Origin of the sequence: Gilliamella sp. wkB72, from assembly GCF_001693745.1 — a bacterium.
GTDB classification, from domain to species: domain Bacteria; phylum Pseudomonadota; class Gammaproteobacteria; order Enterobacterales; family Orbaceae; genus Gilliamella; species Gilliamella apicola_E.
The window spans coordinates 73,064-98,659 of sequence record NZ_LZEI01000013.1; the positions used below are offsets into that span (position 1 = coordinate 73,064).

At 34.3% G+C, this 25,596-nt stretch carries 24 protein-coding genes; 21 read left to right on the plus strand and 3 right to left on the minus strand.

Annotated elements, in window-relative coordinates:
- The first annotated feature begins 85 nt into the window (after positions 1-85).
- The 4 genes from thiI (at position 86) to trmL (ending at position 4,289) form a co-directional block, all read left to right on the plus strand.
- Positions 86-1,534, plus strand: coding sequence for a tRNA uracil 4-sulfurtransferase ThiI (thiI, locus tag A9G07_RS08315; RefSeq protein WP_065734795.1), 1,449 nt, complete (start codon positions 86-88; stop codon positions 1,532-1,534).
- A 126-nt stretch (positions 1,535-1,660) separates the two neighbouring features.
- Positions 1,661-2,380, plus strand: a complete 720-nt coding sequence (locus tag A9G07_RS08320; RefSeq protein WP_065734796.1) for a response regulator — start codon at positions 1,661-1,663, stop codon at positions 2,378-2,380.
- 31 nt (positions 2,381-2,411) lie between these two features.
- Positions 2,412-3,785: an envelope stress sensor histidine kinase CpxA gene (cpxA, locus tag A9G07_RS08325; RefSeq protein WP_141677497.1), complete on the plus strand. Its 1,374-nt coding sequence runs from the start codon at positions 2,412-2,414 to the stop codon at positions 3,783-3,785.
- Between the two features lie 18 nt (positions 3,786-3,803).
- Positions 3,804-4,289, plus strand: a complete 486-nt coding sequence (gene trmL / locus A9G07_RS08330; protein ID WP_141673912.1) for a tRNA (uridine(34)/cytosine(34)/5-carboxymethylaminomethyluridine(34)-2'-O)-methyltransferase TrmL — start codon at positions 3,804-3,806, stop codon at positions 4,287-4,289.
- A 160-nt stretch (positions 4,290-4,449) separates the two neighbouring features.
- On the opposite strand, the gene efp is transcribed toward trmL, so the two are convergent.
- The gene (gene efp, locus A9G07_RS08335) at positions 4,450-5,016 is read right to left on the minus strand and encodes an elongation factor P (RefSeq protein WP_034882790.1); all 567 of its coding nucleotides are present in this window, start codon (positions 5,014-5,016) and stop codon (positions 4,450-4,452) included.
- Between the two features lie 32 nt (positions 5,017-5,048).
- Between efp and epmB the strand changes: the two genes are divergently transcribed.
- The 6 genes from epmB to nudC all read left to right on the plus strand — a co-directional run bounded on the left by epmB (position 5,049) and on the right by nudC (position 9,508).
- Positions 5,049-6,074 (plus strand): EF-P beta-lysylation protein EpmB, encoded by a 1,026-nt coding sequence (gene epmB / locus A9G07_RS08340; RefSeq protein ID WP_065562354.1) that lies wholly within the window; start codon positions 5,049-5,051, stop codon positions 6,072-6,074.
- A 148-nt stretch (positions 6,075-6,222) separates the two neighbouring features.
- Positions 6,223-6,363: a 50S ribosomal protein L34 gene (gene rpmH / locus A9G07_RS08345; RefSeq protein WP_025314679.1), complete on the plus strand. Its 141-nt coding sequence runs from the start codon at positions 6,223-6,225 to the stop codon at positions 6,361-6,363.
- Between the two features lie 11 nt (positions 6,364-6,374).
- Positions 6,375-6,725 (plus strand): ribonuclease P protein component, encoded by a 351-nt coding sequence (gene rnpA, locus A9G07_RS08350; protein ID WP_065562353.1) that lies wholly within the window; start codon positions 6,375-6,377, stop codon positions 6,723-6,725.
- Positions 6,698-7,018, plus strand: a complete 321-nt coding sequence (gene yidD / locus A9G07_RS08355; RefSeq protein WP_081303400.1) for a membrane protein insertion efficiency factor YidD — start codon at positions 6,698-6,700, stop codon at positions 7,016-7,018. The genes rnpA and yidD overlap by 28 nt, the downstream gene beginning before the upstream one ends.
- On the plus strand, positions 7,018-8,646 hold the full coding sequence (yidC, locus tag A9G07_RS08360) for a membrane protein insertase YidC (protein ID WP_065734798.1): 1,629 nt from the start codon (positions 7,018-7,020) through the stop codon (positions 8,644-8,646). Before yidD ends, yidC begins: the two co-directional genes overlap by 1 nt.
- A gap of 61 nt (positions 8,647-8,707) precedes the next feature.
- Positions 8,708-9,508 carry an NAD(+) diphosphatase gene (gene nudC / locus A9G07_RS08365; RefSeq protein WP_065562351.1) on the plus strand — a complete coding sequence of 267 codons (801 nt, stop codon included), beginning with the start codon at positions 8,708-8,710 and terminating at the stop codon, positions 9,506-9,508.
- 28 nt (positions 9,509-9,536) lie between these two features.
- Here nudC and A9G07_RS08370 read toward each other — a convergent pair whose 3' ends face one another.
- Entirely contained in the window at positions 9,537-10,409 is an 873-nt protein-coding gene (locus A9G07_RS08370) for a hypothetical protein (RefSeq protein ID WP_065562350.1), read from the minus strand.
- A gap of 306 nt (positions 10,410-10,715) precedes the next feature.
- Complete coding sequence (gene hemB / locus A9G07_RS08375) at positions 10,716-11,732, minus strand: porphobilinogen synthase (RefSeq protein WP_065734799.1); 1,017 nt, start codon at positions 11,730-11,732, stop codon at positions 10,716-10,718.
- 181 nt (positions 11,733-11,913) lie between these two features.
- Between hemB and rpsU the strand changes: the two genes are divergently transcribed.
- The 11 genes from rpsU (at position 11,914) to thrC (ending at position 25,531) form a co-directional block, all read left to right on the plus strand.
- The gene (gene rpsU, locus A9G07_RS08380; RefSeq protein WP_034882800.1) at positions 11,914-12,129 is read left to right on the plus strand and encodes a 30S ribosomal protein S21; all 216 of its coding nucleotides are present in this window, start codon (positions 11,914-11,916) and stop codon (positions 12,127-12,129) included.
- Positions 12,130-12,243: 114 nt separating this feature from the next.
- On the plus strand, positions 12,244-14,022 hold the full coding sequence (gene dnaG / locus A9G07_RS08385; RefSeq protein WP_065734800.1) for a DNA primase: 1,779 nt from the start codon (positions 12,244-12,246) through the stop codon (positions 14,020-14,022).
- A gap of 81 nt (positions 14,023-14,103) precedes the next feature.
- A complete protein-coding gene (gene rpoD / locus A9G07_RS08390) occupies positions 14,104-15,942 on the plus strand; it encodes an RNA polymerase sigma factor RpoD (RefSeq protein WP_065562347.1) in 1,839 nt (612 codons plus the stop codon).
- A 62-nt stretch (positions 15,943-16,004) separates the two neighbouring features.
- Complete coding sequence (locus A9G07_RS08395) at positions 16,005-16,976, plus strand: bile acid:sodium symporter family protein (protein WP_065734831.1); 972 nt, start codon at positions 16,005-16,007, stop codon at positions 16,974-16,976.
- A 68-nt stretch (positions 16,977-17,044) separates the two neighbouring features.
- A complete protein-coding gene (gene pitA / locus A9G07_RS08400) occupies positions 17,045-18,559 on the plus strand; it encodes an inorganic phosphate transporter PitA (RefSeq protein ID WP_065562346.1) in 1,515 nt (504 codons plus the stop codon).
- 64 nt (positions 18,560-18,623) lie between these two features.
- The gene (gene uspA / locus A9G07_RS08405) at positions 18,624-19,076 is read left to right on the plus strand and encodes a universal stress protein UspA (protein ID WP_065562345.1); all 453 of its coding nucleotides are present in this window, start codon (positions 18,624-18,626) and stop codon (positions 19,074-19,076) included.
- A gap of 159 nt (positions 19,077-19,235) precedes the next feature.
- Positions 19,236-19,988, plus strand: coding sequence for an SDR family oxidoreductase (locus A9G07_RS08410; protein WP_065734801.1), 753 nt, complete (start codon positions 19,236-19,238; stop codon positions 19,986-19,988).
- 139 nt (positions 19,989-20,127) lie between these two features.
- A complete protein-coding gene (locus A9G07_RS08415) occupies positions 20,128-20,457 on the plus strand; it encodes a hypothetical protein (RefSeq protein ID WP_065562343.1) in 330 nt (109 codons plus the stop codon).
- 318 nt (positions 20,458-20,775) lie between these two features.
- On the plus strand, positions 20,776-23,232 hold the full coding sequence (thrA, locus tag A9G07_RS08420; protein WP_065734802.1) for a bifunctional aspartate kinase/homoserine dehydrogenase I: 2,457 nt from the start codon (positions 20,776-20,778) through the stop codon (positions 23,230-23,232).
- Positions 23,233-24,171, plus strand: coding sequence for a homoserine kinase (thrB, locus tag A9G07_RS08425; protein ID WP_065734803.1), 939 nt, complete (start codon positions 23,233-23,235; stop codon positions 24,169-24,171).
- Positions 24,172-24,241: 70 nt separating this feature from the next.
- Positions 24,242-25,531: a threonine synthase gene (gene thrC / locus A9G07_RS08430; RefSeq protein WP_065734804.1), complete on the plus strand. Its 1,290-nt coding sequence runs from the start codon at positions 24,242-24,244 to the stop codon at positions 25,529-25,531.
- Positions 25,532-25,596 lie beyond the last annotated feature (65 nt).

A 25,596-nucleotide genomic window follows, 5' to 3' on the forward strand; every position in this document is an offset into this window, starting at 1 on the left:
TTTCTGTATTTATCATAATCAATTGTACGTTTTTAGGGAAAAATAAGTATAATGTCGCCATTTTTAGTCTCGCAAATTCTGTTGTATGAAATTTATAGTTAAACTTTTTCCTGAAATCACGATCAAAAGTGAATCTGTTCGTTTACGTTTTATTAAAATATTAACGAGCAATATCCGTAATATTTTAAAACATTCAATTGATGATGTTGCAGTTATTCGTCATTGGGATTTTATTGAAGTTCGCCCTAAAGTTGTAAATAGTGAAAGTCAAATCTTAGAACTATTAACTCGAATTCCTGGTATTCACCATATATTAGTAGTTGAGGAGCTTAGTTTTGTCGATCTGCATGATATATATGAAAAAGCGTTTAATCATTTTGCCCCTTTAATTGAGAATAAAACATTTTGTGTCAGAGTAAAACGTCGTGGTAAGCATGAGTTTACTTCAATTGATGTAGAGCGTTATGTTGGTGGTGGGCTAAATCAACATGTTTCGACAGCTAAAGTAAAATTAACCCGTCCGGATGTAACAGTTAATCTTGAGATAGATAAAGATAAGCTATTATTAGTTAAAGAGCGCCATGCAGGAATTGGTGGTTTTCCTACAGGAACTCAAGAAGATGTTATTTCTCTTATTTCTGGCGGATTTGATTCTGGTGTGTCGAGCTATATGTTTATTCGACGAGGTTGCCGAGTCCACTATTGCTTCTTTAATTTAGGTGGAAAAACTCATGAAATTGGCGTTAAACAAATGGCTCATTATTTGTGGAAGAGATTTGGTTCTTCTCATAAAGTTCGTTTTATCGCCATTGATTTTTCGAATGTAGTAGGTGAGATTCTTGAGAAAATTGACGATGGGCAAATGGGCGTTATTTTAAAACGGATGATGATTCGTGCTGCTTCAATGGTTGCTCGACGTTATAATGTTGAAGCGTTGATTACTGGCGAGGCATTGGGGCAAGTATCAAGCCAAACTTTAACTAATTTACGTTTGATCGATAATGTGAGTGATACTTTAGTTTTACGTCCACTAATAACGTATGATAAAGAAACTATAATTAACCTTGCTCGTCAAATCGGTACTGAAGATATCGCTAAGACAATGCCAGAATTTTGTGGTGTGATATCAAAAAATCCTACTGTAAAAGCGGTGAAAGAGAAAATAGAAGAGGAAGAACAACATTTTGATTTCTCTATATTAGATAAAGCAGTTGAAGAAGCCGAAAATATTGATATTCGTGAAATTGCTAAACAGACTGACAACACAATTACACAAGTCGATATGGTTTCAACATTAGAAGAGAATCAAATTATAATTGATATTCGTTCACCAGAGGAACAAGAGGATAACCCATTAGAAATTGAAAATGTCGATGTTAAGCTCATCCCTTTTTATAAATTGGCGACGCAATTTGGCGATCTAGATCAATCAAAACAATATTTATTGTATTGTGCTAAAGGTATTATGAGTAAATTACAAGCACTTTATCTTATTGAACAAGGATTTAGTAATATAAAAGTGTTTAAACTATAAATCTTAACAATTATTTACGACATTCTTTCATTTTATCTATATAATATTTTTAAAAATATAAAATAAATTTACAATAATCAAAAACCAATATAAAAGTTATAAATTTCTTAATTAATGAGGGTAGTAATGAACAAATTGCTCGTAGTTGATGATGATCCAGAAATTGCCTCAATGTTATGTGAATTATTAGAATTAGAAGGATTTGAAGTCGTAATAGCTAATAATGGTGTTCAGGCTTTAGATAAATTTGATAGTAGCATTGACCTAATATTACTTGATATTATGATGCCAGAAATGAATGGGCTAAGTGTATTATCTCAACTGAGAAATAAATATACCGTTCCAGTAATTTTCTTAACAGCTAAAGATAACGAATTTGATAAAATTATTGGGCTTGAGCTTGGTGCTGATGATTATATCTTAAAGCCATTTAATGATCGGGAGCTTATTGCTCGTATCAACGCATTATTACGTAGGAAACGTTGGGATAATATGGCTGTAACTTCTGGTGAGAAGTCAGTTCAATATACCATTGATAAACTTACCGTTAATCGAAAACAGCAATCTGTTTCATTTGATGATAAATATATTGAATTAACGGGTACTGAATTCCAAATATTATTGCAACTACTTGAAAATGCTGGAAAAATCATTTCAAGAGATGATTTAAGCGAAAACGTATTAGGTAAAGAATTTTTACCTTTAGCTCGTTCAATTGATGTTCATGTTTCTAATTTGCGTAAAAAACTTCCTCCTCGTAGCGATGGTTTACCATGGATTAAAACATTACGTTCAAAAGGATATCTGTTTGTTGTAGATCAAAATGATGATGTATTACAAAACTAGCTATTTCTTCATATGGTAAGAGTATATGTGGATCTTTGATCGCCTAACAATTAGAATTTTCACAATATTCTTACTTACTATTGCTTTCTTTCTTATTCTGGTAATGGCCTTGCCAAAGCTAGACTCCCGAAATTTAACCTATTTAGCCAATAAAGATAAAGAAAGTGGCAATCTACTGGCTAAAGAAATCGAAAAAGATTTAACCAAGATACCTAAAGATAGTTTCCGTTGGTGGATGAGATTCATTGTTGTAATGGATAATCATCAAAAGGCTGGGCAACTATTATTTATTGTTACACCCAATCAACAAATTATCACAGCAGATACTAATAATATTGATTTAGTAAAAAGTTTTAGTGAAAAATCCCACGATGTTGATGATCCAGCTAAGAAAATCTATGATAACCAAGAAATTATTGGTCCTTTCTTGCTTCATTATGCTAATGAAGACTATCAATTATTTTTATTACAACCTGCATCGGATATTCAGTCTCAATTTGTTAATTTAATATTTGATCATCCTTTCTTGCTTTTGACATTAACCATGTTGGCAAGTACGCCATTCTTGTTGTGGCTATCTTGGAGTATTGCTAGGCCAGCACGTGGATTGCGGTTGGCTGCTGAGCAAGTAGCCAAAGGTAATCTACAACAGTGGCCTGAACTCGAAAAAGTTGGATCGTATGAATATAAAGCAGTGGGGGCAAGTTTTAACCGCATGCTTAGAGAGTTGAAAAGGATGCAAGAGTTACAGCAACAATTGTTTTCTGATATTTCTCACGAATTGCGGACACCATTAACTCGATTGCAATTAGCAACTTCACTGCTACGTCGTAAACAAGGTGAAAGTAACGAAGTTTTACGAATAAGTGATGAAGCGATAAAACTTGATTCAATGATTGGTGATTTATTGTCATTAGCAAGGAATCAGCATGATAATAACGAAGTTCGTGAATATAAACAGTTAGATGAATTATTTAAAAATGTTTTAGATAATGCGACTTTTGAAGCTAATCAAATTTCAAAACAATTTTCAATTCTTACTCCCCCAACTAATAATACAATTTTGTGTTATCCAACGGCGTTATGTAGCGCGCTTGAAAATGTAGTAAGGAATGCATTTCGTTATTCAAATCAGCGAATTGATGTTAATTTTGTTATTCAACAACAAACTGCAATTATCACTATTGATGATGATGGGCCAGGTGTTGCTGATAGTGAGTTAGAGCAAATATTCAGACCGTTTTATCGTACTAATGAAGCTCGTGATCGTGAGTCAGGTGGCACAGGTTTAGGTTTAGCCATTGTTTCTAACGCTATTACTCGAGATAATGGCACTGTTAAAGCAGAGAAAAGCCACTTAGGTGGACTTAGAATTGTGATAGTATTACCTCTTCAAAAATATTAACAGCTAAGAGAAATAATTGTGTCAGATGCATCTTTAAATATTGTTTTATTTGAACCTGAAATTCCTGCTAATACTGGTAATATCATTCGTTTGTGTGCTAACACTGGTTTTAATTTACATATTATTGAGCCAATGGGATTTTATTGGGATGATAAAAAATTGAGACGAGCAGGATTAGATTATCAAGAATTTGTTGATGTAAAACGTTATAAAAATATTGAGTGCTTTTTAGATGAGAACCAACTTGATTTAGCTTCTCAAGTTTATGCCTTAACGACAAAAGGTCAAAAACCACACAGTGAAGTAAATTATAAATCAGCTGACTTTTTGATGTTTGGTCCAGAAACGAGAGGTTTACCAGCAAAAATTCTTGATGCATTGCCGCAAGATAGAAAAATTCGGATTCCAATGGTTGCTAATAGCCGAAGTATGAATCTGTCTAATTCAGTTGCAGTAGTTGTTTATGAGTCATGGCGACAGCTTAATTATATCGGGGCTAAATAAATTTAAATTTTGATTTTTAATTACCAAATAAATGAAAAATTTTTGCAGATGTTTAACTCAAAAACCCCGTTCCTCAACTCAAAAATTTAACTTAAATTTTTTTACTTAAAAAAAGAGGTCATATCGACCTCATTATTTAAATAATTATTTTGATGAATTACTATTTAACGCGAGAAACGTATTCACCTGAACGTGTATCAACTTTAAGTACTTCACCAATTTGCACAAATAAAGGAACACGTACAACTGCACCAGTTGATAATGTAGCTGGTTTACCACCAGTTCCCGCTGTATCACCTTTTAATCCTGGATCAGTTTCAATAACTTCTAATTCAACAAAGTTTGGTGGAGTAACAGCAATTGGTTGACCATTCCATAAGGTTAAAATACATTCCGCTTGATCGACTAGCCATTTAGCATTGTCACCTACAGCTTTTGCATCAGCAGAAAGTTGTTCAAATGTATCATTATTCATAAAATGCCAAAACTCACCATCGGTATAAAGATAAGTTAAGTTCATATCAACGACATCAGCCGCTTCAACAGATTCTCCTGATTTAAATGTTTTATCAACAGTTTTACCAGAAAGTAATTTTTTAATTTTTACACGGTTAATTGCTTGTCCTTTACCTGGCTTGTAAAATTCATTTTCAACAATTACACACGGCTCGCCATCTTGCATTATTTTAAGACCAGCTTTAAACTCATTAGTACTATAAGATGCCATAAAAGCTCCAACTATCATTCTGAATTACAAAAATGAGCCATATTATACAGCAAAATGTTGAACAACCAAATAAAGATGAGTGGATTTTTGATCTCGCTAATGTAGTGACAGATATCAAAAAGCTTTATCATTGTCTGGATTTAGATTCTGAGGAAATTTCTTTACCCATGTTACAGGCAAGAAAGCAATTTCCACTTCGTGTGCCTATGGCTTTTATAAATCGAATGAAAAAAGGTGATCCTCAAGATCCTTTACTGCTTCAAGTACTTTGTGATGAACAGGAATTAATAAACGTACAGGGTTTTACTAAAGATCCTCTTGATGAGCAACATAACAATATTCCAGGATTACTACATAAATATCATAATCGCGCATTATTAATGACTAAAACTGCTTGTGCGATTAATTGCCGTTATTGTTTTAGGCGACATTTTCCTTATCATGATAATCAAAGTAACAAAAAGAATATTAGTATCGCATTAGAGTATATTGCACAGCATACCGAACTTGATGAAATTATTCTTTCGGGGGGCGATCCTTTAATGGCAAAAGATCATGAAATAGCTTTTTTAATAGCTGAATTAGAGAAATTTCGTCATATTAAGCGTTTACGTATTCATAGTCGTTTAGCGGTGGTGATACCTAATCGTATTACTTCTGAGTTGTGTCGATTATTTGCAAAAACACGTTTACAAGTTGTGTTAGTTACCCATATTAATCATCCGAATGAAATTGATAATAATGTAGCTCATGCCATCAAAGATTTAAAGAAAAGTGAGGTAACAGTACTAAATCAGAGTGTTTTATTAAAAAATATTAATGATGATGCTGATGTGCTAGCGAAGTTAAGTAATAAGTTATTTTCAATTGGTATTTTACCTTATTACATCCATTTATTAGATAAAGTACAAGGTGCGGCTCATTTTTTAGTCGATGATGATGAGGCCAAAAAAATCATGCGGCAATTGACAAAAAAACTATCGGGTTATTTAGTTCCAAAATTAGCGCGTGAAGTTGGTGGTGAAGCAAGTAAGCGAGTTTTAGCTATTAGTGATTAATGAAATTTGAAAAGGTCCTTACAATTTATGTTTCAAAATCCCGTTGACGAAAAATAAAATAGACTCTATAATTCGGACCTCTTTAATTAATGCTGTGGAGTTTATACTCTACAACTTGTTGATAAATTAGATTTGGATATAAATCGTCATGAAACGCACATTTCAACCATCAGTATTAAAACGCAATAGAACTCACGGTTTCCGTGCTCGTATGGCTACTAAAAACGGTCGTCAAGTTCTTGCTCGCCGTCGCGCTAAAGGCCGTGTTCGTTTAACTGTTGCTAGCTAATTTAAAGTTGAGTGACTAAACTCACTTTTCCTCGGGAGTTACGCTTGTTAACTCCCTTTGATTTTAATCATGTATTTCAAGAATCTATTCGTGCAGGTTCGCCTTTCCTGACTCTAGTTACACGTAAAAATAATCTAAGTCATCCCAGATTAGGCTTTGCTATAGCTAAAAAACAGGTTAAAAGAGCCCATGAGCGTAATCGTATTAAACGGTTAGTCAAAGAATATTTTCGTCACAACCAACATCAGTTTCCTAATATCGATTTTATTTTGATGGCTAAACAGCCTGTTATACAATTGAATAATCAACAATTAGTTGAGACATTAGATAAACTATGTCAGCAAATCATCAAAAAAAACTAAGTAAATTAATATTAATTGTCAAACAGCATGTTTATGCAGTTAAATATTTGATTATTAATGTTTTTATTTTTGTTATTAGTTTATATCAACGTATCATTAGTCCGTTATTTGGTCCTAAATGTCGCTTTACTCCCAGCTGTTCACAGTATGCCATAATCGCATTAAGGCGATTCGGATTGATAAAAGGTGGTTGGCTAACGGTCAAACGTGTATTAAAATGTCACCCTTTACATGAAGGAGGTGAAGATTTTGTTCCTCCTAAGAAAACTAAAACCAATAGAGAAAAACACTAATGGGATCTCAACGTAATATATTAGTCATTGCTTTACTTTTCGTTTCTTTCCTGATTTGGAAAGCGTGGGTAGATGATCATGCACCAAAACCCCCAGTTGCTAACCAATTGACACAACAAATAGGTGAAGATAGTTCAACAGCGGATTCAGTGCAAGGTAAAACTATCACAATAAAATCTGATGTATTGTCATTAACGGTTAATACCTATGGTGGCGATGTGCAATCTGCTCAATTGTTGAAATATGAGCAGTCTCTTCATTCAGGTACACCTTTCCAACTACTTACTTCTAAACCTGATTTTATTTACATTGCTGAAAGTGGGTTAACAGGTAAAGATGGTCCAGACAATGCAACTCAAGGGTCAAAAAGACCATTATATCAAACTGATCAATCTGAATATGTTTTAGCTGATGGTCAAGATGAGTTGAAGGTTCCATTTACCTATCAAGTTAATGGTGTAACTTATACTAAATATTACATCTTACATCGTGGTAATTATGCTGTTGATGTACAGTATGACGTGAACAATCAAACCCAAAATCCGTTAGAAGTATCAATGTATGGTCAGTTGAAGCAGACTATTGAACTCCCTAAAGATGCCGTTACTGAAGGCGGTGGCGGATTAGGACTAAGCGCATTTCGCGGTACAGCTTATTCCAGTGCCAACACTAATTATAGTAAATATAGTTTCAGTGATATCAAAGATGATGCTTTAGAAGTCAAAACTGAAACTGGCTGGATTGCTATGTTGCAACACTATTTTGCTTCAGCTTGGATTCCTACGCAGGAACAAAATAATTTATTCTATTCACGTGCAACAGCTAACAATTCACAAGCAACAATTGGTTTTAAAGGTGAAACAACAGTTATTCAACCAGGTGAAACGAAATTAATTAATGCCAAATTATGGTTAGGTCCTGAAATTCAAAGTGAATTAAAAGAAACAGCTAATCATCTTGATTTAATCGTTGACTATGGTTGGTTATGGTTCTTATCTCAACCACTCTTTTACTTATTGAAATTTATCCATAGTTTTATTGGAAACTGGGGCTTTTCGATCATTGTGATCACTTTTATTGTGCGTGGTATTTTATTCCCATTAACACGAGCACAATATCGTTCAATGGCTAAAATGAAGTTATTGCAACCTCGTTTACAAGCATTAAAAGAGCGTTATGGTGATGATAGACAAAAAATGAGTATGGAAACAATGGCACTTTATAAACAAGAGAAAGTTAATCCTCTTGGTGGTTGTTTACCATTATTGATTCAAATGCCTATCTTCTTGTCATTATTTTACATGTTAGGTAATACGGTTGAGCTACGTCATGCTCCATTCGCTCTTTGGATCCATGACTTATCTGCACAAGATCCATATTATGTTTTCCCATTGTTAATGGGTGCAACTATGTTCTTAATTCAGAAGATGTCACCAACACCGGTTACCGATCCTTTACAACAAAAATTAATGACTTATATGCCATTAATCTTTACGGTATTCTTCTTATGGTTCCCATCAGGTTTAGTTTTATACTATATTGTAAGTAATTTATTTACGATTGCTCAGCAACGTATAATTTACTGGGAGCTTGAGAAAAAAGGTCTACACGAAAAGAAAAAGAAATAGTATTGCCAAAAAGGAGGATTAAGATCCTCCTTTTTAATAGTTATTTTTTGGTATTGATGTGATGAATATACAACAACAATTTAATTTAATTGGTAACGAAAAAGGTTATTGGTTTGTTAGTCAAAATGGGCGATTATGGTTGCCAAATGGCGAAGTTCCTCATGGTATTGCTAGTGAATTAGGTTTTACCAACAAACTAGCTCAACCAATTGGTGAGTGGAATGGGCAAACCGCTTGGTTGATTTGCCAAGAAATGAAAAACTCTATGTCAACGATTCGCCCCTTACTTAATAATGCTGATCAATCATTATTTAATATGGCTGGCAGGGCGGTACAATTGTCTGAGTTTTATCGTTCTCATAAATATTGTGGTTATTGTGGTCATGAGATGCATATTAGTAAAACAGAGTGGTGTTGTTTATGCAGTAATTGTCACCAACGTTATTACCCACAAATTTCCCCTTCAATTATCGTTGCTATTCGAGATAAAAATAAAATTTTATTGGCAAAACATGTTAGGCATAATCAAGAAAATTTATATACCGTTTTAGCTGGTTTTACAGAGATTGGTGAAACAATGGAAATGACGGTTGCCCGAGAAGTGTACGAAGAGTCAAAAATAAAAATTAAAAATATTCGTTATATTGGTTCACAACCTTGGCCGTTTCCTAACTCCATGATGATGGCCTATTTAGCTGATTATGAGAGTGGTGAAATTACTATCGATAAAAATGAGTTAGTCGAGGCAAATTGGTATCATTATTCTCAATTACCTAAAATACCCGAATATGGCACGATAGCAAGACGTTTGATTGAAGATACAATTATACTTTGTCGTGAATATGATGAGTTTGGTGAGTAAAATTCATCATATTCACTTAATTAACAATTTATAAATATTCAATGGTTCTGGTTAAATCAATTTTACTTGAACCTTCTCCTACTGTTTCACAAACAGCTTTAGTCCAGTCGTTATTTTCGTTGTAAGCGAAATAGGTACAAGTCTCAGTTGATTCTAACTCTTGTTCATTTTTATCATTGATGATTACATTACCTTTTGCTGATAATTTATATGTTCTAGTAATTGTTTTTTCGAGCTGATTATTAGTGTTATAAACTATATCTTTCTCTCTCACTAAAACGGGCAGTTTAGTTCGTTCATCTGATTTTATATAAGCATTATATAAAACTTGTTCAACCAGATCGCCGTTATAAATAATTTTACTATTAAAAACAATATTATTATCGGCAAAGTTGGATAAGGTTGTTTCAACTAAATGACCTTGTTCATCAAATTCATTAATGGCAACAATGTCACCATTATCATCTTTCATACCAATAATATTTTTTGAATCGTCAAAAGAAACATCGTAATTATTCCTAACATCTTTCATGCCATAAATATATTTGGCTGTATCATAGTTTATTTCGCCATATAAACCTTCAAGATCATAATTCTGTACATAACCTTGAGCATTATAATTGATCGTTTTTTCTGTCGGTCCTTGGATTTTTTGGTGTTTGATCAGTTTTTTATGAGGTAGGAGTTCTGGTTCGGTATGAAAAAGATAACTATTACTTACCAATATTGATGATTGGGATTTAAATTCATTATTTATATTTTTGTTTACAGCATTATTCTCAGTTTGGGCCTCTTGATTTTTGCTTGTACTAGAGGCGGCATTTGTTTCTGCCTTTTTTTGATTATCACATCCCGTTAATAAAAAAATAGTCAAAAAGAATAGATAGATATAATTTTTCATAATATTAGTCTCTTAATGTTAGAGTTAGAGTTTTATTTATATCTAATAAAAAAGCTTAATCAACTTCAGTATTTTATTGCAATCTTAGTCTGTTTAGAGCATAAATTTGAATTTCATTTGTATTCGTTTCTTATAGATAAGCTTTACAAATATTAGCAAATTGGAGGTCAAAGATATAGTTTTCTTCAGAATTTTTATTTTTAAATTAACAGATTACTTCGAAAAAAATGATGAGGTAAGAAAATTTAAATATTGATCATATCAATCTGCGATAAGTTGCCGATTGATATGAATCAGATAAAACCATCAATGCTCTGGGTTATTGAGCCATTGAGCTATTTGTTTGGCAAAATAAGTTAAAACCCCATCTGCACCCGCGCGTTTAAAACAGAGTAATGATTCCATGATGACAGATTTTTCATCTAACCAACCGTTTCCAATTGCGGCCATCAACATTGCATATTCTCCAGATACTTGATAGGCAAAGGTTGGTACCGCAAAAGTGTCTTTTACTTTACGAACAATATCTAGGTAAGGCAACCCAGGCTTAACCATTACCATGTCAGCACCTTCACTTAAATCTTGGTAAATTTCTTGTAATGCTTCATTAGCGTTGGCCGGATCAAGTTGATAGGTTTTTTTATTACCACCTTTAATGTTTTTTGCTGAACCTACAGCATCACGAAATGGTCCATAAAAGCTAGAGGCATATTTTGCTGAATAAGCCATTATTTGCGTATTAATAAAATCATGTGATTCAAGCCCATTACGAATTGCGCCAATTCGACCATCCATCATGTCACTGGGTGCAATAATATCAGAACCTGCTTGAGCTTGAACTAATGCTTGTTTAACCAAAGTACTAACAGATGTATCATTTAAAACATAACCACTATCATCAATAATACCGTCTTGGCCATGAGTGGTATAAGGATCGAGTGCAACATCACTTAAAATTCCGAGTTCTGGTAACTCTTTTTTTAGTGCCCTAATTGCTTTAGGAACTAATCCATTTTCGTTATAAGCTTCTTCAGCTAACAGTGATTTTTGAGAAGGCTCAATAGCAGGAAACAAAGACAATATAGGAATGCCTAATTTGGCAACTTGCTCTGCCTCTTTCACTAATACATCAACGCTCATTCTTTTAACATTGGGCATTGATGATACAGATTGAATAATATTTTTCCCTTCAACGATAAATACTGGATAAATCAAATCATCAACTGTTAAACGATTTTCTGCAACTAGGCGACGACTAAAATCATGAGCACGATTACGACGTAATCGTCTTTGGGGATATTGACCGGTAAAGACTGATGACATATAAATACCTATATTTTTGATTAAACGGTCTTATTATCTGACTCAAAAGTAAGATTAGCAAATAATTTGTTATGTCGTAATTATACGATATTTTACTTTACAACTTATATGATTTAGAGGTAAAATTGCGCACTAATTTTTAGTCCCTTGTGATATTAACCAAATTTGAGGTGAGAGGCACATGCCAGTAATTAAAGTACGTGAAAATGAACCTTTCGATGTAGCATTACGTCGTTTTAAACGTTCTTGCGAAAAAGCAGGAGTTTTAGCTGAAGTTCGTAACCGTGAATTTTACGAAAAACCAACAACTATTCGTAAACGCGCAAAAGCAGCTGCTGTTAAACGCCACGCTAAGAAATTAGAAAGAGAAAACGCTCGTCGCACTCGTCTATATTAATATTTATACTGAAAATTTAATTTATTTATTTTTTTAATATAAAAATTTTAACAAGCCGTACTTTTACTACGGCTTGTTGTCTTTGTGTAATGCCATAAATGGTTGAATTTTATCATGAAAGGTCTTATTCCTCGCGATTTTATTTTAGATTTGCTTGCCCGCACAAATATCCTTGATGTGATAGGTAAGCGCGTTAAAATGAAAAAAAAAGGAAATAACTATTTTGGTTGTTGTCCTTTTCATGATGAGAAAACCGCTTCTTTCTCATTAAGCGAAAAAAAGCAGATTTACTATTGTTTTGGATGTGGCGCTACTGGATCTGCAGTAAATTTTTTGATGCAATATGAGCGATTGTCTTTTCCTGAGGCAATTGAAGAGATAGCTAGTATGCAAGGAATCCGTGTTCCATACACGGATAACGAAAATAATCAAGCTGATGCATCAAAGCAAATTGAATCTCGTAATGTTCGTCGAGATCTTTATTCATTGATGTCTAAAATAACTGATTTCTACCAGCAGCAATTAGCATTATCGACTTCGGTAGATGCTCAAAAGTATCTTGAACAACGTGGATTAAACGCAGAGATTATAGCTAGGTATAAAATCGGTTATGCACCTAATTCAAAACAACTAACTTTTCAAAATATAGTTAAGACTGAAAATGAAGTGGTGCTATATGACAAGGCAGGGATGTCTGTCAATAACGATATAGGTAATCGATATGATCGCTTTCGTGGGCGTATCATGTTCCCGATTCGCGATAGACAAGGTAATGTTATCGCTTTTGGTGGAAGGACGATCTTCAATGAGTCGGCGAAATATCTAAATTCACCTGAAACTCCTATTTTTCATAAAGGTTTTCAATTATATGGACTTTATGAAGCTCAAGAAACTAATCGTAATTTAAAGCAATTAATAATTGTTGAAGGTTATATGGATGTTGTTTCTCTTGCACAGTACGGTATTGATTACGCTGTAGCTGCTTTAGGAACAGCAACATCAGAAGAGCATATTAAGCTTCTATTTAGAGCAACAGATTCCGTAATATTTTGTTACGATGGTGATAAAGCCGGGCGAAATGCTGCATGGCGAGCGCTTAATGTATTACTACCTTGTTTGATTGATGGTAAAGATATAACTTTTGCTTTTTTACCACAAGATGAAGATCCAGATAGTTACGTGCGTAAAGTTGGAAAAGATGGCTTTGAAGATTACATAAAAAAGGCGCCTAACTTATCTGAATTTTTGTTCGATGAGTTATTAAAACAGGTCGATTTAAAATCAGCTGAAGGTAAAGCTAAATTGAGTTCACTTGCTATTCCTTTACTTGAACAGGTAAAAGCAAAAGTATTTAGACTTAACTTACTTCAAAAATTAGGGCGTTATTTGGGGCTATTGGATCTATCCCAAATTGAACAATTAATCGCGAATAATAATATAAGCGAAAATAGAACTATTGATTCAGCACCTGTGCCAAAAATGAAATTGACCACTATGCGGATTTTAATTGGTTTGTTACTTCAATATCCAAATCTAGCTAAGATGGTATCTGATATTAACGTTATGAGGCAAGTTAACTTAGCGGGAATTGATATATTTATTGAACTACTTGAATTATGCCAACAATATCCAAATATAACTACAGCACAAATATTAACTGAATGTATTAACCGACCATATTATAAACAGCTAAGTCGTTTAGCAACCTGGGAGTACCATTACCAAGATGATGAAATAGAATCAATTTTTTCTAATACTTTAAAAGAGTTATATGATAATATACTCGCCCAAAGGCAAGATGAACTGATCGCAAAAGAGAGAGTCTCCGGATTAAGTACCGCAGAGAAAAAAGAATTAGCGACACTAATACTTGTTTTATCAAAAAAAGACTAAATATATAGGGTATGTGTAGAAAAATACTTTTTATTCTGCACATATAATACACATGACCGAATAACTAAATGGTGATACTTTATGGAGCAAAATTCTCAATCACAGTTAAAACTCCTAATTATACGGGGTAAGGAGCTGGGATACCTGACCTATGCTGACGTCAATGATCACTTGCCTGAAGAAATCATTGATTCAGATCAGATTGAAGATATTATCCAAATGATCAATGATATGGGGATTCAAGTACTTGAAGAAGCTCCAGACTCAGATGAATTATTACTTTCAGATAATGTTCCAGATGAAGAGGCAGTTGAAGCAGCAACAGCATTAGTTTTATCTAATGTAGAATCAGAAATAGGTCGAACTACTGACCCAGTACGTATGTATATGCGTGAAATGGGTGCGGTTGAACTATTAACCCGTGAAGGCGAAATTGATATCGCAAAACGTATTGAAGATGGGATTAATCAAGTTCAAACCTCAGTATCTGAATATCCAGAAGCCATTACTTATCTCTTAGAACAATATAATTTAATCGAAAGCGGCGAAGTTCGCTTGTCCGACCTTATTACTGGTTTTGTCGATCCGAATGCTGAAGAGTCAGAAGAAGAACTTCCTGAAGAATTGGAAGACGGTGAAGAAGAGATTGATATCGACGATAGTGATGATGAAAGTGAAGAAGAAAGCGATTCTTCAGCTGATGATGATGTCTCTATCGATCCAGAAGTAGCAAAAGCGAAATTTGCTGAATTACAAGAGCAACATGATAAAACTTCTGCTGCAATTAAAAAATATGGACGTGCTCATAAAAAAGCACAACAAGAAATTGAAAATCTATCTGAAGTTTTCAAACAATTCCGATTAGTTGGCAAGCAGTTTGATATTCTTGTTAATAATATGAGAAGCATGATGGATCGAGTAAGATCTCATGAGCGTATTATTATGCGAATTTGTGTTGAACAATGTAAAATGCCGAAAAAACAGTTTATGACTCATTTTACTGGCAATGAAAATAGCATGGACTGGTATAAAAAAGCGAGTACTGGTAAAGGTGCATTTGCTGCTAAATTAAAAGAATTTGAATCATCAATTGAAGAGCAAATTAAAGCTTTACAGCAAATTGAAACAGAAACTAATCTTTCTATCGAACAAATCAAAGATATTAATAGAAGAATGTCTATTGGTGAAGCTAAAGCTCGTCGAGCCAAGAAAGAGATGGTTGAAGCAAACTTACGTTTAGTTATCTCTATTGCTAAAAAGTATACTAATCGTGGTTTACAGTTCCTGGACCTTATTCAAGAAGGTAATATTGGATTGATGAAAGCGGTTGATAAGTTTGAATATCGCCGAGGGTATAAATTCTCAACCTATGCAACGTGGTGGATTAGACAAGCGATCACTCGTTCAATTGCTGACCAAGCAAGAACAATTCGTATCCCTGTGCATATGATTGAGACAATTAATAAACTAAATCGTATTTCTCGTCAAATGCTTCAGGAAATTGGGCGTGAACCAACACCAGAAGAGTTATCTGACCGCATGCAAATGCCTGAAGAGAAAATTCGTAAAGTACTAAAAATCGCAAAAGAACCAATTTCAATGGAAACACCAGTCGGTGATGATGAAGATTCACACTTAGGTGATTTTATTGAGGATACTGCACTTGAGCAACCACTAGATGCAGCTACATCGGAAAGTTTACGTAGTGCAACACGTGATATTTTATCTGGTCTAACACCACGTGAAGCAAAAGTCTTACGTATGCGATTTGGTATTGATATGAATACAGACCATACTCTTGAAGAAGTAGGTAAACAATTTGATGTAACGCGTGAACGTATCCGTCAAATTGAGGCTAAAGCATTACGTAAATTACGTCATCCTAGCCGATCTGATGTTCTTAGAAGTTTCTTGGAATAAATTATAACTTTAGCTAAATCGCCACTTATGTGGCGATTTTTTTAACTTATCAAGCTAATATCATGAATATACTTCAACGATTTAAAATTGATCCATTCTTGCTGACTTTGATTTGCGTTGTGACTACAGCAAGTATTTTTCCATGTAAAGGACAAGCAAAAGTGTTATTTGAAAATCTTACAACTTTTGCTATTGGTCTATTGTTTTTTATGCATGGTGCAAAACTGTCGTTTGATGCGATAATTGTTGGTATAAAAAATTGGCGATTGCATCTGTTGATATTTACTACTACCTTTGTAGTATTCCCTATTTTAGGGGTGATGATGCAGGTACTGGTTCCAACTTTTTTATCAGAAGATCTTTATTTAGGCTTTGTATATCTTTGTGTCCTACCAGCTACCGTTCAGTCAGCCATTGCTTTTACATCAATTGCAAAAGGCAATGTTGCTGCTGCAATCTGTAGTGCTTCTGCATCGACCCTATTAGGTGTCTTTATCACACCGGTATTAGTTGGATTATTAATTCATACTCAAGCTGCTGCTTCAATGAATATATTAGATGCCATTGAATCTATTATGCTTAAACTGATGGTGCCATTTATTGTCGGTCATTTATCAAGACGTTTTATTGGTAAATGGGTTGATAGATATAAAGGTGTAATTTCTAAGACCGATCGTATATCGATATTATTAGTTGTTTATGTGGCTTTTAGTGATGCAGTGGTTAATGGTATTTGGTCGAAAGTCAGCTTTTTATCGCTTTTAGAAATCATTGTATATTCAATAATCCTATTAACTATAGTGTTATTGATTACGACTTATAGCTCGAGATTCTTGGGTTTTAACAAAGAGGATGAAATTACTATTGTATTTTGTGGCTCTAAAAAAAGTTTAGCGAGTGGTATTCCAATGGCTAGTGTAATTTTTCCTATGTCTATAACAGGCATAATAATTTTACCGCTAATGATTTTCCATCAAGTACAATTAATGATCTGCGCTGTTTTAGCTTCTCATTACGCGAAAAGAAAAATATAAAAATTGTTTTGCTCATTGGGTTATTCTCAAGGATAATAGAAGCGCTATTAACAACAGAAAGATATATTATGTTTCATCTATTTGCTGATTTAGAATTTTCTACGATTATATTACTAGTTTTAGCGCTATTTTTTGTTCTTTTTTATGAGGCAATTAATGGATTTCATGATACCGCAAATGCAGTTGCGACAGTAATATATACTAGAGCATTAAAAGAACAGCTCGCTGTTTTTATGGCTGGTATGTTTAACTTTTTTGGGGTATTACTTGGCGGGCTTAGTGTTGCTTATGCAATCGTTCACCTTTTACCTACTGATTTATTACTTAATGTAAGTTCTTCTCATGGACTTGCAATGGTCTTTTCAATTTTATTTGCTGCTATCATTTGGAATTTGGGTACTTGGTATGTAGGTATTCCTGCCTCTAGTTCTCATACTTTAATTGGTGCAATTATTGGTGTTGCATTGGCCAATGCATTTATTATGGATACATCAATCATTGATGCACTTAATATTCCAAAAATGATACAAATCTTTCTATCATTAATCATTTCACCAATTGTTGGTCTTGTTATCGCTGGATTAATGATTTTTTTATTACGAAAATATTGGACCCGTAAAGGTCAAGGTAAGAAACGTAGTAAAAAAAGAGAACGAATTTTTATGACACCAGAACAGCGTGAAAAGCTATATGGTAAAAAGAAACCGCCATTTTGGATTCGTATTATGCTTATTATTTCAGCCGCTGGTGTAAGTTTCTCGCATGGCGCAAATGATGGGCAAAAAGGTATTGGTTTATTGATGTTAGTATTGATGGGCATTGCACCCGCTGGTTTTATTGTTAACATGGGGGCATCAACCTATGAAATTACCAATACCAGAAATGCGATTCATAATATTGAAGAGTACTTTATCACTCATAATGATGATCTCAATACAGTAATTGGTAAACAGTCAGCAGTTGATACTGCAACTCCTGAAAATGATTTAAATAAATATCATTGTGATTATTCTCGATCCTTCACTACGTTAAGTATTGCTAACAATTTGTTCAATAAAATTAACGATTATGGTTCGCTTAATGTAGATCAACGTTCTCAAACTAGACGTATTTTATTATGTTTATCTGATACGGTATCTCATGTTGCTAAACAACCAAATGTATCAGCAGAAGATAAACAGTACCTAAAATCATTAAATAATGATTTATTAAAAACAATTGAATATGCACCAATTTGGATAATTATCGGAGTAGCTTCAGCACTTGCAGTTGGCACAATGATTGGTTGGCGGCGAGTAGCTATTACTATTGGTGAAAAGATTGGTAAAAAGGGAATGACTTATGCACAAGGGGTTTCAGCTCAAATTACTACAGCGTTATCAATTGGTATAGCAAGCTATACAGGAATGCCTGTATCGACAACACAAGTCCTTTCTTCATCTGTTGCCGGTACGATGATTGTCGATGGTGGAGGAGTGCAAAGTAAAACGATTAAAAATATTGCATTAACCTGGGTTCTTACTTTACCTATTTCAATTTTGTTATCTGGGTCACTTTTTTGGCTTGCTCAAAAATTAATTTAGTAGTAAAAAGGAAGTATAAAATCTTAATTTAATTAGAGTGTCAAAATAGGAAGGAGTGAATATTATGGCTTATAAACACATTTTAGTCGCAGTGGATTTATCACCTGAAAGTGAAGTTCTTGTTGAAAAAGCAGTCTCAATGGCTAGACCATATAATGCTCAAATATCACTCATTCATGTGGGCATCAATTACTCTGACCTTTATACAGGCCTAGTTGATATTAATATGAATGATATGAAAGATCGTATCACTGAAGATGCCCATATTGCATTAAATAAATTAGCTGATGATGCAGGTTATCCAATTGCACATACTCTTTCTGGTAATGGTGAATTTGGACAAGTATTAATTGAAGCTATCCACGAATATGGGGCAGATCTAGTTGTTTGTGGTCATCACCAAGATTTTTGGAGTAAATTAATGTCTTCAGCACGCCAGCTAATTAATAATACCCATATCGATACATTGATTGTTCCTTTGAAAGATGATGAGCCATCCGAAGAACCATCTAAATGAAACATACGATATGAACCCGCCTTGTAGCGGGTTTTTTATATATTTTTATCTAAAATTTAGATAGTTATGTTTTCAAACAAGTTGTATATATTTGGGCACCTATTTTTCTTTTCATTCAATATCGGTATACACTTGTAATTATTATGAAGGAGATTGGATATGAATATTGCTTTAGTTACTGGTGCTTCTTCTGGCTTTGGTAAAGCAATTTGCCGAAAACTTATTACTGATGGTTATAAAGTAATTGGTGCAGCCAGACGACTTGATAAATTACAAAAACTTGCACAAGAATTAGGTAATAATTTTTTACCGCTAACTCTTGATGTGACAAAAAAAGACTCTGTTGAAACAATTTTGTTACAGCTGCCTAAAGAGTTTCAGCCTATCGATATATTAATTAACAATGCAGGATTAGCTTTAGGTTTAGCACCCGCATATGAAGCTGATTACAATGATTGGGAAACAATGATTGAAACCAATGTTATTGGATTAGTGCATTTAACATATCAAATATTACCTGGCATGGTAGAGCGTAACTATGGTTATATTATTAATCTTGGATCAGTTGCCGGTACATATCCGTATAAAGGTGGAAATGTTTACGGTGCAACAAAAGCATTTGTTAAGCAGTTTAGTGCTAATTTAAGAACAGATTTATTGGGTAAAAAAATCAGAGTAACAAATATCGAACCCGGATTATGTGGAGGAACAGAGTTTTCCAATGTCCGATTCCATGGTAATGACGAAAAAGCTGCTGCGGTTTATAAAGATGTGGATTTTATTACACCAGAAGATATTGCCAATACCGTCTCATGGTTAGTTAATACACCAAATCATTTTAATGTGAATTCAATTGAAATTATGCCGGTCGCACAAGCTTCGGCAGGGTTATCAGTTTGCAAAGAAGTTTAAGGTGAAATTAAATTACCATTATATGATACCGAGGTTTTAAAAAAATAACAAAAAAGTGAATTGAAAAACAAAATAGACTTGCACTTATGTTAATGGATTGCTATTCTTCTTATTTGTGATTTTGATTGAGGTTTTAGCAATGACATTTTCAGAAGTAACAAAAACATTTGCGACAAGCTTACCTGGTACCGATTCGTATGTAAAACTACGTAAGGCTATGAGGTCATTAATCCAAGAAGATCCGAATAACGCATCGGTTTACTTTTTAATCTTTGGATTTGCTCGCACTTATGTGATGTTATATGAAGATCAGGAAGTTTCACCACAATTTGCTGAAGACAATCAAAAATTAATGTTATCGTATCTCAACATACTTGATGAGGCATTACAAAAACAAAATGCCGAAAGTATCTATCAAGCCTTAAATAAGGTAGTGAATGAATACGAAAACAGCAAAAAGGTATTTTAATTATTTACAGCCTGACATGAAAATGTCGGGCTGTTTTGTTTAGGGTTTAGTTAAGGAAAATTAATGAAAATGGTAATGATGATTTCAGGCATTATTGGTACCACCGGCACTATTATGAAATATAGGGCGGGTTGATTTTTCCTTAAAAATATCGAAAAACCCGCCCCAAAAGGCGGGTTTTTTACTTTGTGAAATAAAAAAGTTCTTAAATAGAAATTAAAGTAAAAAGAATTCAAAATATTAGTTTTATCAGTATTTTTTAAAAATTGCATTTTGAATTATCATTGGCATAAGTTAGAAAAATAAGTAAGGTGTGATATGAAAGTTTTAAAATTTGGAGGAACATCTGTTGCCAACGCAGAACGTTTTTTGCGTGTAGCAGAGATTATTGAAAATAATGCTAAACAAGAACAAACGGCAACGGTTTTATCTGCACCAGCTAAAATTACTAATCATCTAGTGGCAATGGTTGAAAAAACCATTGCAAAACAAGATATACAAACTAATATCTACGATGCTGAAAAAATCTTTGCAGACTTACTAGAAGGTATTTCGAAAGCGGTACCTAATTTTGCCTATGAAGAAATGAAAAAGTTTGCTCTAAGTGAGTTAAATAACGTTAAACAACTATTAGAAGGTATTCGGCTATTAGGTCAATGTCCGGATAGTATTAATGCAAGTATCATTTGTAGAGGTGAAAAACTTTCGATTGCAATTATGCAAGAATTGCTTAAAGCGAAAGGTCATGCTGTAACAGTTATTAACCCTGTGGCAATGCTGATTGCTGAGGGGGACTATCTAGAGTCTACAGTTGATATTGTCGAGTCATCGCATCGAATCAGTGAAATGCATATACCTCCAGAAAATATAATTTTGATGCCAGGGTTTACCGCTGGTAATGAAAAAGGAGAATTAGTTGTTCTTGGACGTAATGGCTCTGATTATTCAGCTTCAGTATTAGCAGCGTGTTTACGTGCCAACAGCTGCGAAATTTGGACTGATGTTGACGGAGTTTATACTTGTGATCCTCGAATTGTCCCTGATGCTAAATTACTAAAAACGATGTCTTATCAAGAAGCTATGGAACTATCGTATTTTGGTGCAAAAGTGCTTCATCCAAGAACAATTTTACCTATCGCTCAATTTCAAATTCCATGTTTAATTAAAAATACTAATAATCCAGATGCAGCAGGCACGTTAATCGGCGCTAATGTTGTTGATAGCTCAACACCAGTAAAAGGTATCACTAATTTAAATAACATGGCTATGATTAATGTATCAGGTCCAGGATTAAAAGGCATGGTAGGTATGTCAGCGCGGGTTTTTTCCGCTATGTCTTATGCTGGTATTTCTGTGGTACTTATTACGCAATCATCATCTGAATATAGTATTAGTTTTTGTGTGCCTCAAACTGAACTCTACCGAGCTGAAGAGGCACTAAGTGAAGAATTTTACTTAGAGTTAAAAGATGGCTTACTTGAACCAATTGAAGTTATCGAAAAATTAGCAATTATCTCAGTTGTTGGTGATGGTATGCGTACTTTACGTGGTTTATCGGCTAATTTCTTTACTGCATTAGCCCGAGCCAATATTAATATCGTAGCAATTGCTCAAGGCTCATCGGAACGCTCAATCTCGGTCGTTGTTGATAATGATGTTGCCGTAATGGGTGTACGTGTGACGCATCAAATGCTATTTGGTACTGACAAAATGTTAGATGTGTTTGTTATTGGTGTTGGTGGTGTTGGTGGTGCATTGGTTGATCAAATTGGTCGGCAACAAAAATGGCTTAAAAACAAACAAATCGATTTACGTGTTTGTGGTTTATTTAATTCCAAACACGCTGTACTTAATCGGGATGGTATTGATTTAACAAATTGGCGCGATCAAATAAAACAAAGCGAGACCAATTATACTCTAAATAGCATTATTGATTTTGCCAAAAATAACCGGCTCCTCAATCCAATTTTAGTCGATTGTACTTCAAGTAGCGATGTATCAGATAAATACGTCGATTTTTTAGCTAATGGATTTCATGTTGTAACGCCAAATAAGAAAGCCAATACAAGTTCGATGGCTTATTACCATCGTTTACGGCAAGAAGCAGCTAATAGTAAGCGAAAATTTCAATATGATACTAACGTTGGTGCAGGTTTACCTGTGATAGAAAATTTACAAAATCTGCTTAATGCGGGTGATGAATTAATCAAGTTTTCAGGGATTTTATCTGGATCATTGTCTTTCATTTTTGGTAAGTTAGACGAAGGTATGTCATTGTCAGAAGCAACTAAATTAGCGAAAGAAAAAGGTTTTACCGAGCCTGATCCTAGAGATGACTTGTCAGGAACAGATGTCGCAAGAAAGCTATTAATTTTAGCTCGGGAGGCGGGATTACAACTAGAACTTGATCAAATTAAAGTGGAGTCAGTATTACCAGCTGAATATTCTAAAGGTAGTATCGATGAATTTATGGCAAAACTACCACAATTAGACGCTCAATTTAAAGAAAAATCAGAAAAGGCAGCTAAAGAAGGAAAAGTGTTACGTTATGTTGGTAGTATTGATGGAAACCAATGTAGCGTTAAGATAGAATCTGTTGATAATGATGATCCACTTTATAAAGTTAAAAATGGTGAAAATGCTTTAGCATTTTATACTAGGTACTATCAACCAATTCCATTAGTATTACGTGGTTATGGTGCTGGTAATGACGTTACAGCTGCGGGTGTGTTTGCCGATATTTTACGAACCACATCTGGAAAAATTGGAGGCTAAATGAGTCAAAAATCATTAACTGTGTATGCACCTGCATCAATGGCAAATATTAGTGTTGGCTTTGATATTTTAGGTGCAGCAATCAATCCAATTAGTGGTGCGATGTTGGGTGACTGTATTACTATCGAGTCTGCAACTGAGTTTAGCTTTACCAGCCAAGGTCAATTTGTTAAAAATTTACCAAAGGATCCCAAATTAAATATTGTTTATCAATGTTGGCAGCGTTTTTGTAAAGCCATGGGGAAAACATTACCGATAAAAATGACGCTTGAAAAAAACATGCCTATTGGTTCTGGATTAGGTTCAAGCGCTTGCTCTGTTGTTGGTGCTTTTGTTGCGTTAAATAAGTTTTTTAATGAACCATTTAATAAATTTGAATTGCTCTCCATGATGGGCGAACTTGAAGGCTGCATTTCTGGTAGTGTGCATTATGATAATGTTGCTCCTTGCTATTTAGGTGGAATGCAACTTATTCTCGACGAAATGGGCATTATAAGTGAGTCAATACCTCATTTTGAAAATTGGTATTGGGTGATGGCTTATCCTGGTATTAAAGTTTCTACAGCTGAAGCTCGAGCAATATTACCAGCTCAATATCAAAAAGCCGATTGTGTCGCGCACGGTCGTTACGTAGGTGGTTTTTTACATGCTTGTTATACTAAACAACCAAAACTTGCAGCAGCAATGTTAATTGATAATATTGCAGAACCTTATCGTAAACAATTGCTACCTAATTTCGATGAAACACAAAGAAAGGTCAAACAACTTGGTGCACTAGCATCGGGTATATCAGGCTCAGGGCCGACGATGTTTGTGGTGGCAGACAACCTTGAAACTGCACAGCAGATTGAGTCGTTGTTAAAAAGTTCTTATCTACAAAATGAAGAAGGTTTTACTCATATTTGTAAAATAGATCCACAAGGTGCAAGAGAGATTTAAGTTATTAAACAAAACAATAATATTAAATCAATAAGAAAACAATTAAAGCATAAAAGAATTGGAACACATTATGAAACTGTATAACTTAAAAGATCATTCAGAGCAAGTTAGTTTCGCGCAGGCGGTACAACAAGGTTTAGGGAAAGAACAAGGTCTATTTTTTCCAGAACAATTGCCAAAATTTTCATCTGCAGAAATAGAAGCACTTTTAAAAATGGACTTTATCACACGTAGTGCCAAAATCTTATCGGCGTTTATTGGCAAAGAAATTAGCGATAATGATATGCATCGATTAGTGCAAAACGCATTCCAATTTCCAGCTCCAGTTAAATCAGTAGAGGATGATATTGGAACATTAGAACTTTATCATGGCCCAACATTAGCATTCAAAGACTTTGGTGGACGCTTTATGGCTCAGGCTTTAGTCCAGGTGGCAGCAGATAAAAAGATTACTATCTTAACAGCAACCTCTGGTGATACTGGTGCTGCTGTTGCCCATGCGTTTTATCACTTACCCAATATTCGTGTAGTGATTTTATATCCGGAAGGAAAAATTAGTCCGTTACAAGAAAAACTATTTTGTACTTTAGGCGATAACATTCACACAATTGCTATTCAAAGTGATTTTGATGCCTGCCAAGCTTTAGTTAAAAAAGCGTTTGATGATGAAGAGCTAAAAACTACAATTGGTTTAAACTCAGCTAACTCGATTAATATCAGTCGGCTTTTAGCTCAAATTTGCTATTATTTTGAGGCTTATGCACAGCTTACGCCAAAACAACGCGAACAATTAGTTATCTCAGTACCAAGTGGTAATTTTGGTGATTTAACTGCTGGTTTACTAGCTAAAACGATGGGGTTACCAATTAAACGCTTTATTGCTGCTACTAATGCTAATGATACGGTTCCACGTTATTTAGAAACAGGAAAATGGGAACCCCATAAAACTGTGGCAACATTATCAAATGCTATGGATGTTAGTCAGCCAAACAACTGGCCAAGAATCGAAGAAATTTATAAACGAGAAGGTTGGGTACTGAAATCATTAGGGCATGCTGCTGTTTCTGATGCCGTTTCCGTAGAAACGGTTCAGGAATTAGATAAAAAAGGATATTTATCCGAGCCTCATGGTGCTATTGCTTATCGTGCATTACGAGACCAGTTGCAAGAAGGAGAGTACGGTTTATTTTTGGGTACAGCTCATCCAGCTAAGTTTAAAGAAGTAGTTGAGGATATCCTTGGCCGATCAATCTCACTACCACAACCTCTGGCTGAACGAGCTGATATGCCTTTACTTTCTCACCATATGCCTGATGATTTTAATAAATTACGTGATTTCTTAATCTCATTGACATGGTAAATTCAATTCCCGCCACCAGATTGGTGACGGTTTTTAGCTTTTTTGAATTACAAGTTAATTAATAG

Excerpts from the sequence above, each read along its gene's own strand:
- thiI (WP_065734795.1), top strand. The coding sequence starts at position 86 with ATGAAATTTATAGTTAAACTTTTTCCTGAAATCACGATCAAAAGTGAA.
- A9G07_RS08320 (WP_065734796.1), top strand. The coding sequence starts at position 1,661 with ATGAACAAATTGCTCGTAGTTGATGATGATCCAGAAATTGCCTCAATG.
- efp (WP_034882790.1), bottom strand. The coding sequence starts at position 5,016 with ATGGCATCTTATAGTACTAATGAGTTTAAAGCTGGTCTTAAAATAATG.
- epmB (WP_065562354.1), top strand. The coding sequence starts at position 5,049 with ATGAGCCATATTATACAGCAAAATGTTGAACAACCAAATAAAGATGAG.
- rpmH (WP_025314679.1), top strand. The coding sequence starts at position 6,223 with ATGAAACGCACATTTCAACCATCAGTATTAAAACGCAATAGAACTCAC.
- yidD (WP_081303400.1), top strand. The coding sequence starts at position 6,698 with ATGTCAGCAAATCATCAAAAAAAACTAAGTAAATTAATATTAATTGTC.
- yidC (WP_065734798.1), top strand. The coding sequence starts at position 7,018 with ATGGGATCTCAACGTAATATATTAGTCATTGCTTTACTTTTCGTTTCT.
- nudC (WP_065562351.1), top strand. The coding sequence starts at position 8,708 with ATGAATATACAACAACAATTTAATTTAATTGGTAACGAAAAAGGTTAT.
- A9G07_RS08370 (WP_065562350.1), bottom strand. The coding sequence starts at position 10,409 with ATGAAAAATTATATCTATCTATTCTTTTTGACTATTTTTTTATTAACG.
- hemB (WP_065734799.1), bottom strand. The coding sequence starts at position 11,732 with ATGTCATCAGTCTTTACCGGTCAATATCCCCAAAGACGATTACGTCGT.
- rpsU (WP_034882800.1), top strand. The coding sequence starts at position 11,914 with ATGCCAGTAATTAAAGTACGTGAAAATGAACCTTTCGATGTAGCATTA.
- dnaG (WP_065734800.1), top strand. The coding sequence starts at position 12,244 with ATGAAAGGTCTTATTCCTCGCGATTTTATTTTAGATTTGCTTGCCCGC.
- rpoD (WP_065562347.1), top strand. The coding sequence starts at position 14,104 with ATGGAGCAAAATTCTCAATCACAGTTAAAACTCCTAATTATACGGGGT.
- A9G07_RS08395 (WP_065734831.1), top strand. The coding sequence starts at position 16,005 with ATGAATATACTTCAACGATTTAAAATTGATCCATTCTTGCTGACTTTG.
- pitA (WP_065562346.1), top strand. The coding sequence starts at position 17,045 with ATGTTTCATCTATTTGCTGATTTAGAATTTTCTACGATTATATTACTA.
- uspA (WP_065562345.1), top strand. The coding sequence starts at position 18,624 with ATGGCTTATAAACACATTTTAGTCGCAGTGGATTTATCACCTGAAAGT.
- A9G07_RS08410 (WP_065734801.1), top strand. The coding sequence starts at position 19,236 with ATGAATATTGCTTTAGTTACTGGTGCTTCTTCTGGCTTTGGTAAAGCA.
- A9G07_RS08415 (WP_065562343.1), top strand. The coding sequence starts at position 20,128 with ATGACATTTTCAGAAGTAACAAAAACATTTGCGACAAGCTTACCTGGT.
- thrA (WP_065734802.1), top strand. The coding sequence starts at position 20,776 with ATGAAAGTTTTAAAATTTGGAGGAACATCTGTTGCCAACGCAGAACGT.
- thrB (WP_065734803.1), top strand. The coding sequence starts at position 23,233 with ATGAGTCAAAAATCATTAACTGTGTATGCACCTGCATCAATGGCAAAT.
- thrC (WP_065734804.1), top strand. The coding sequence starts at position 24,242 with ATGAAACTGTATAACTTAAAAGATCATTCAGAGCAAGTTAGTTTCGCG.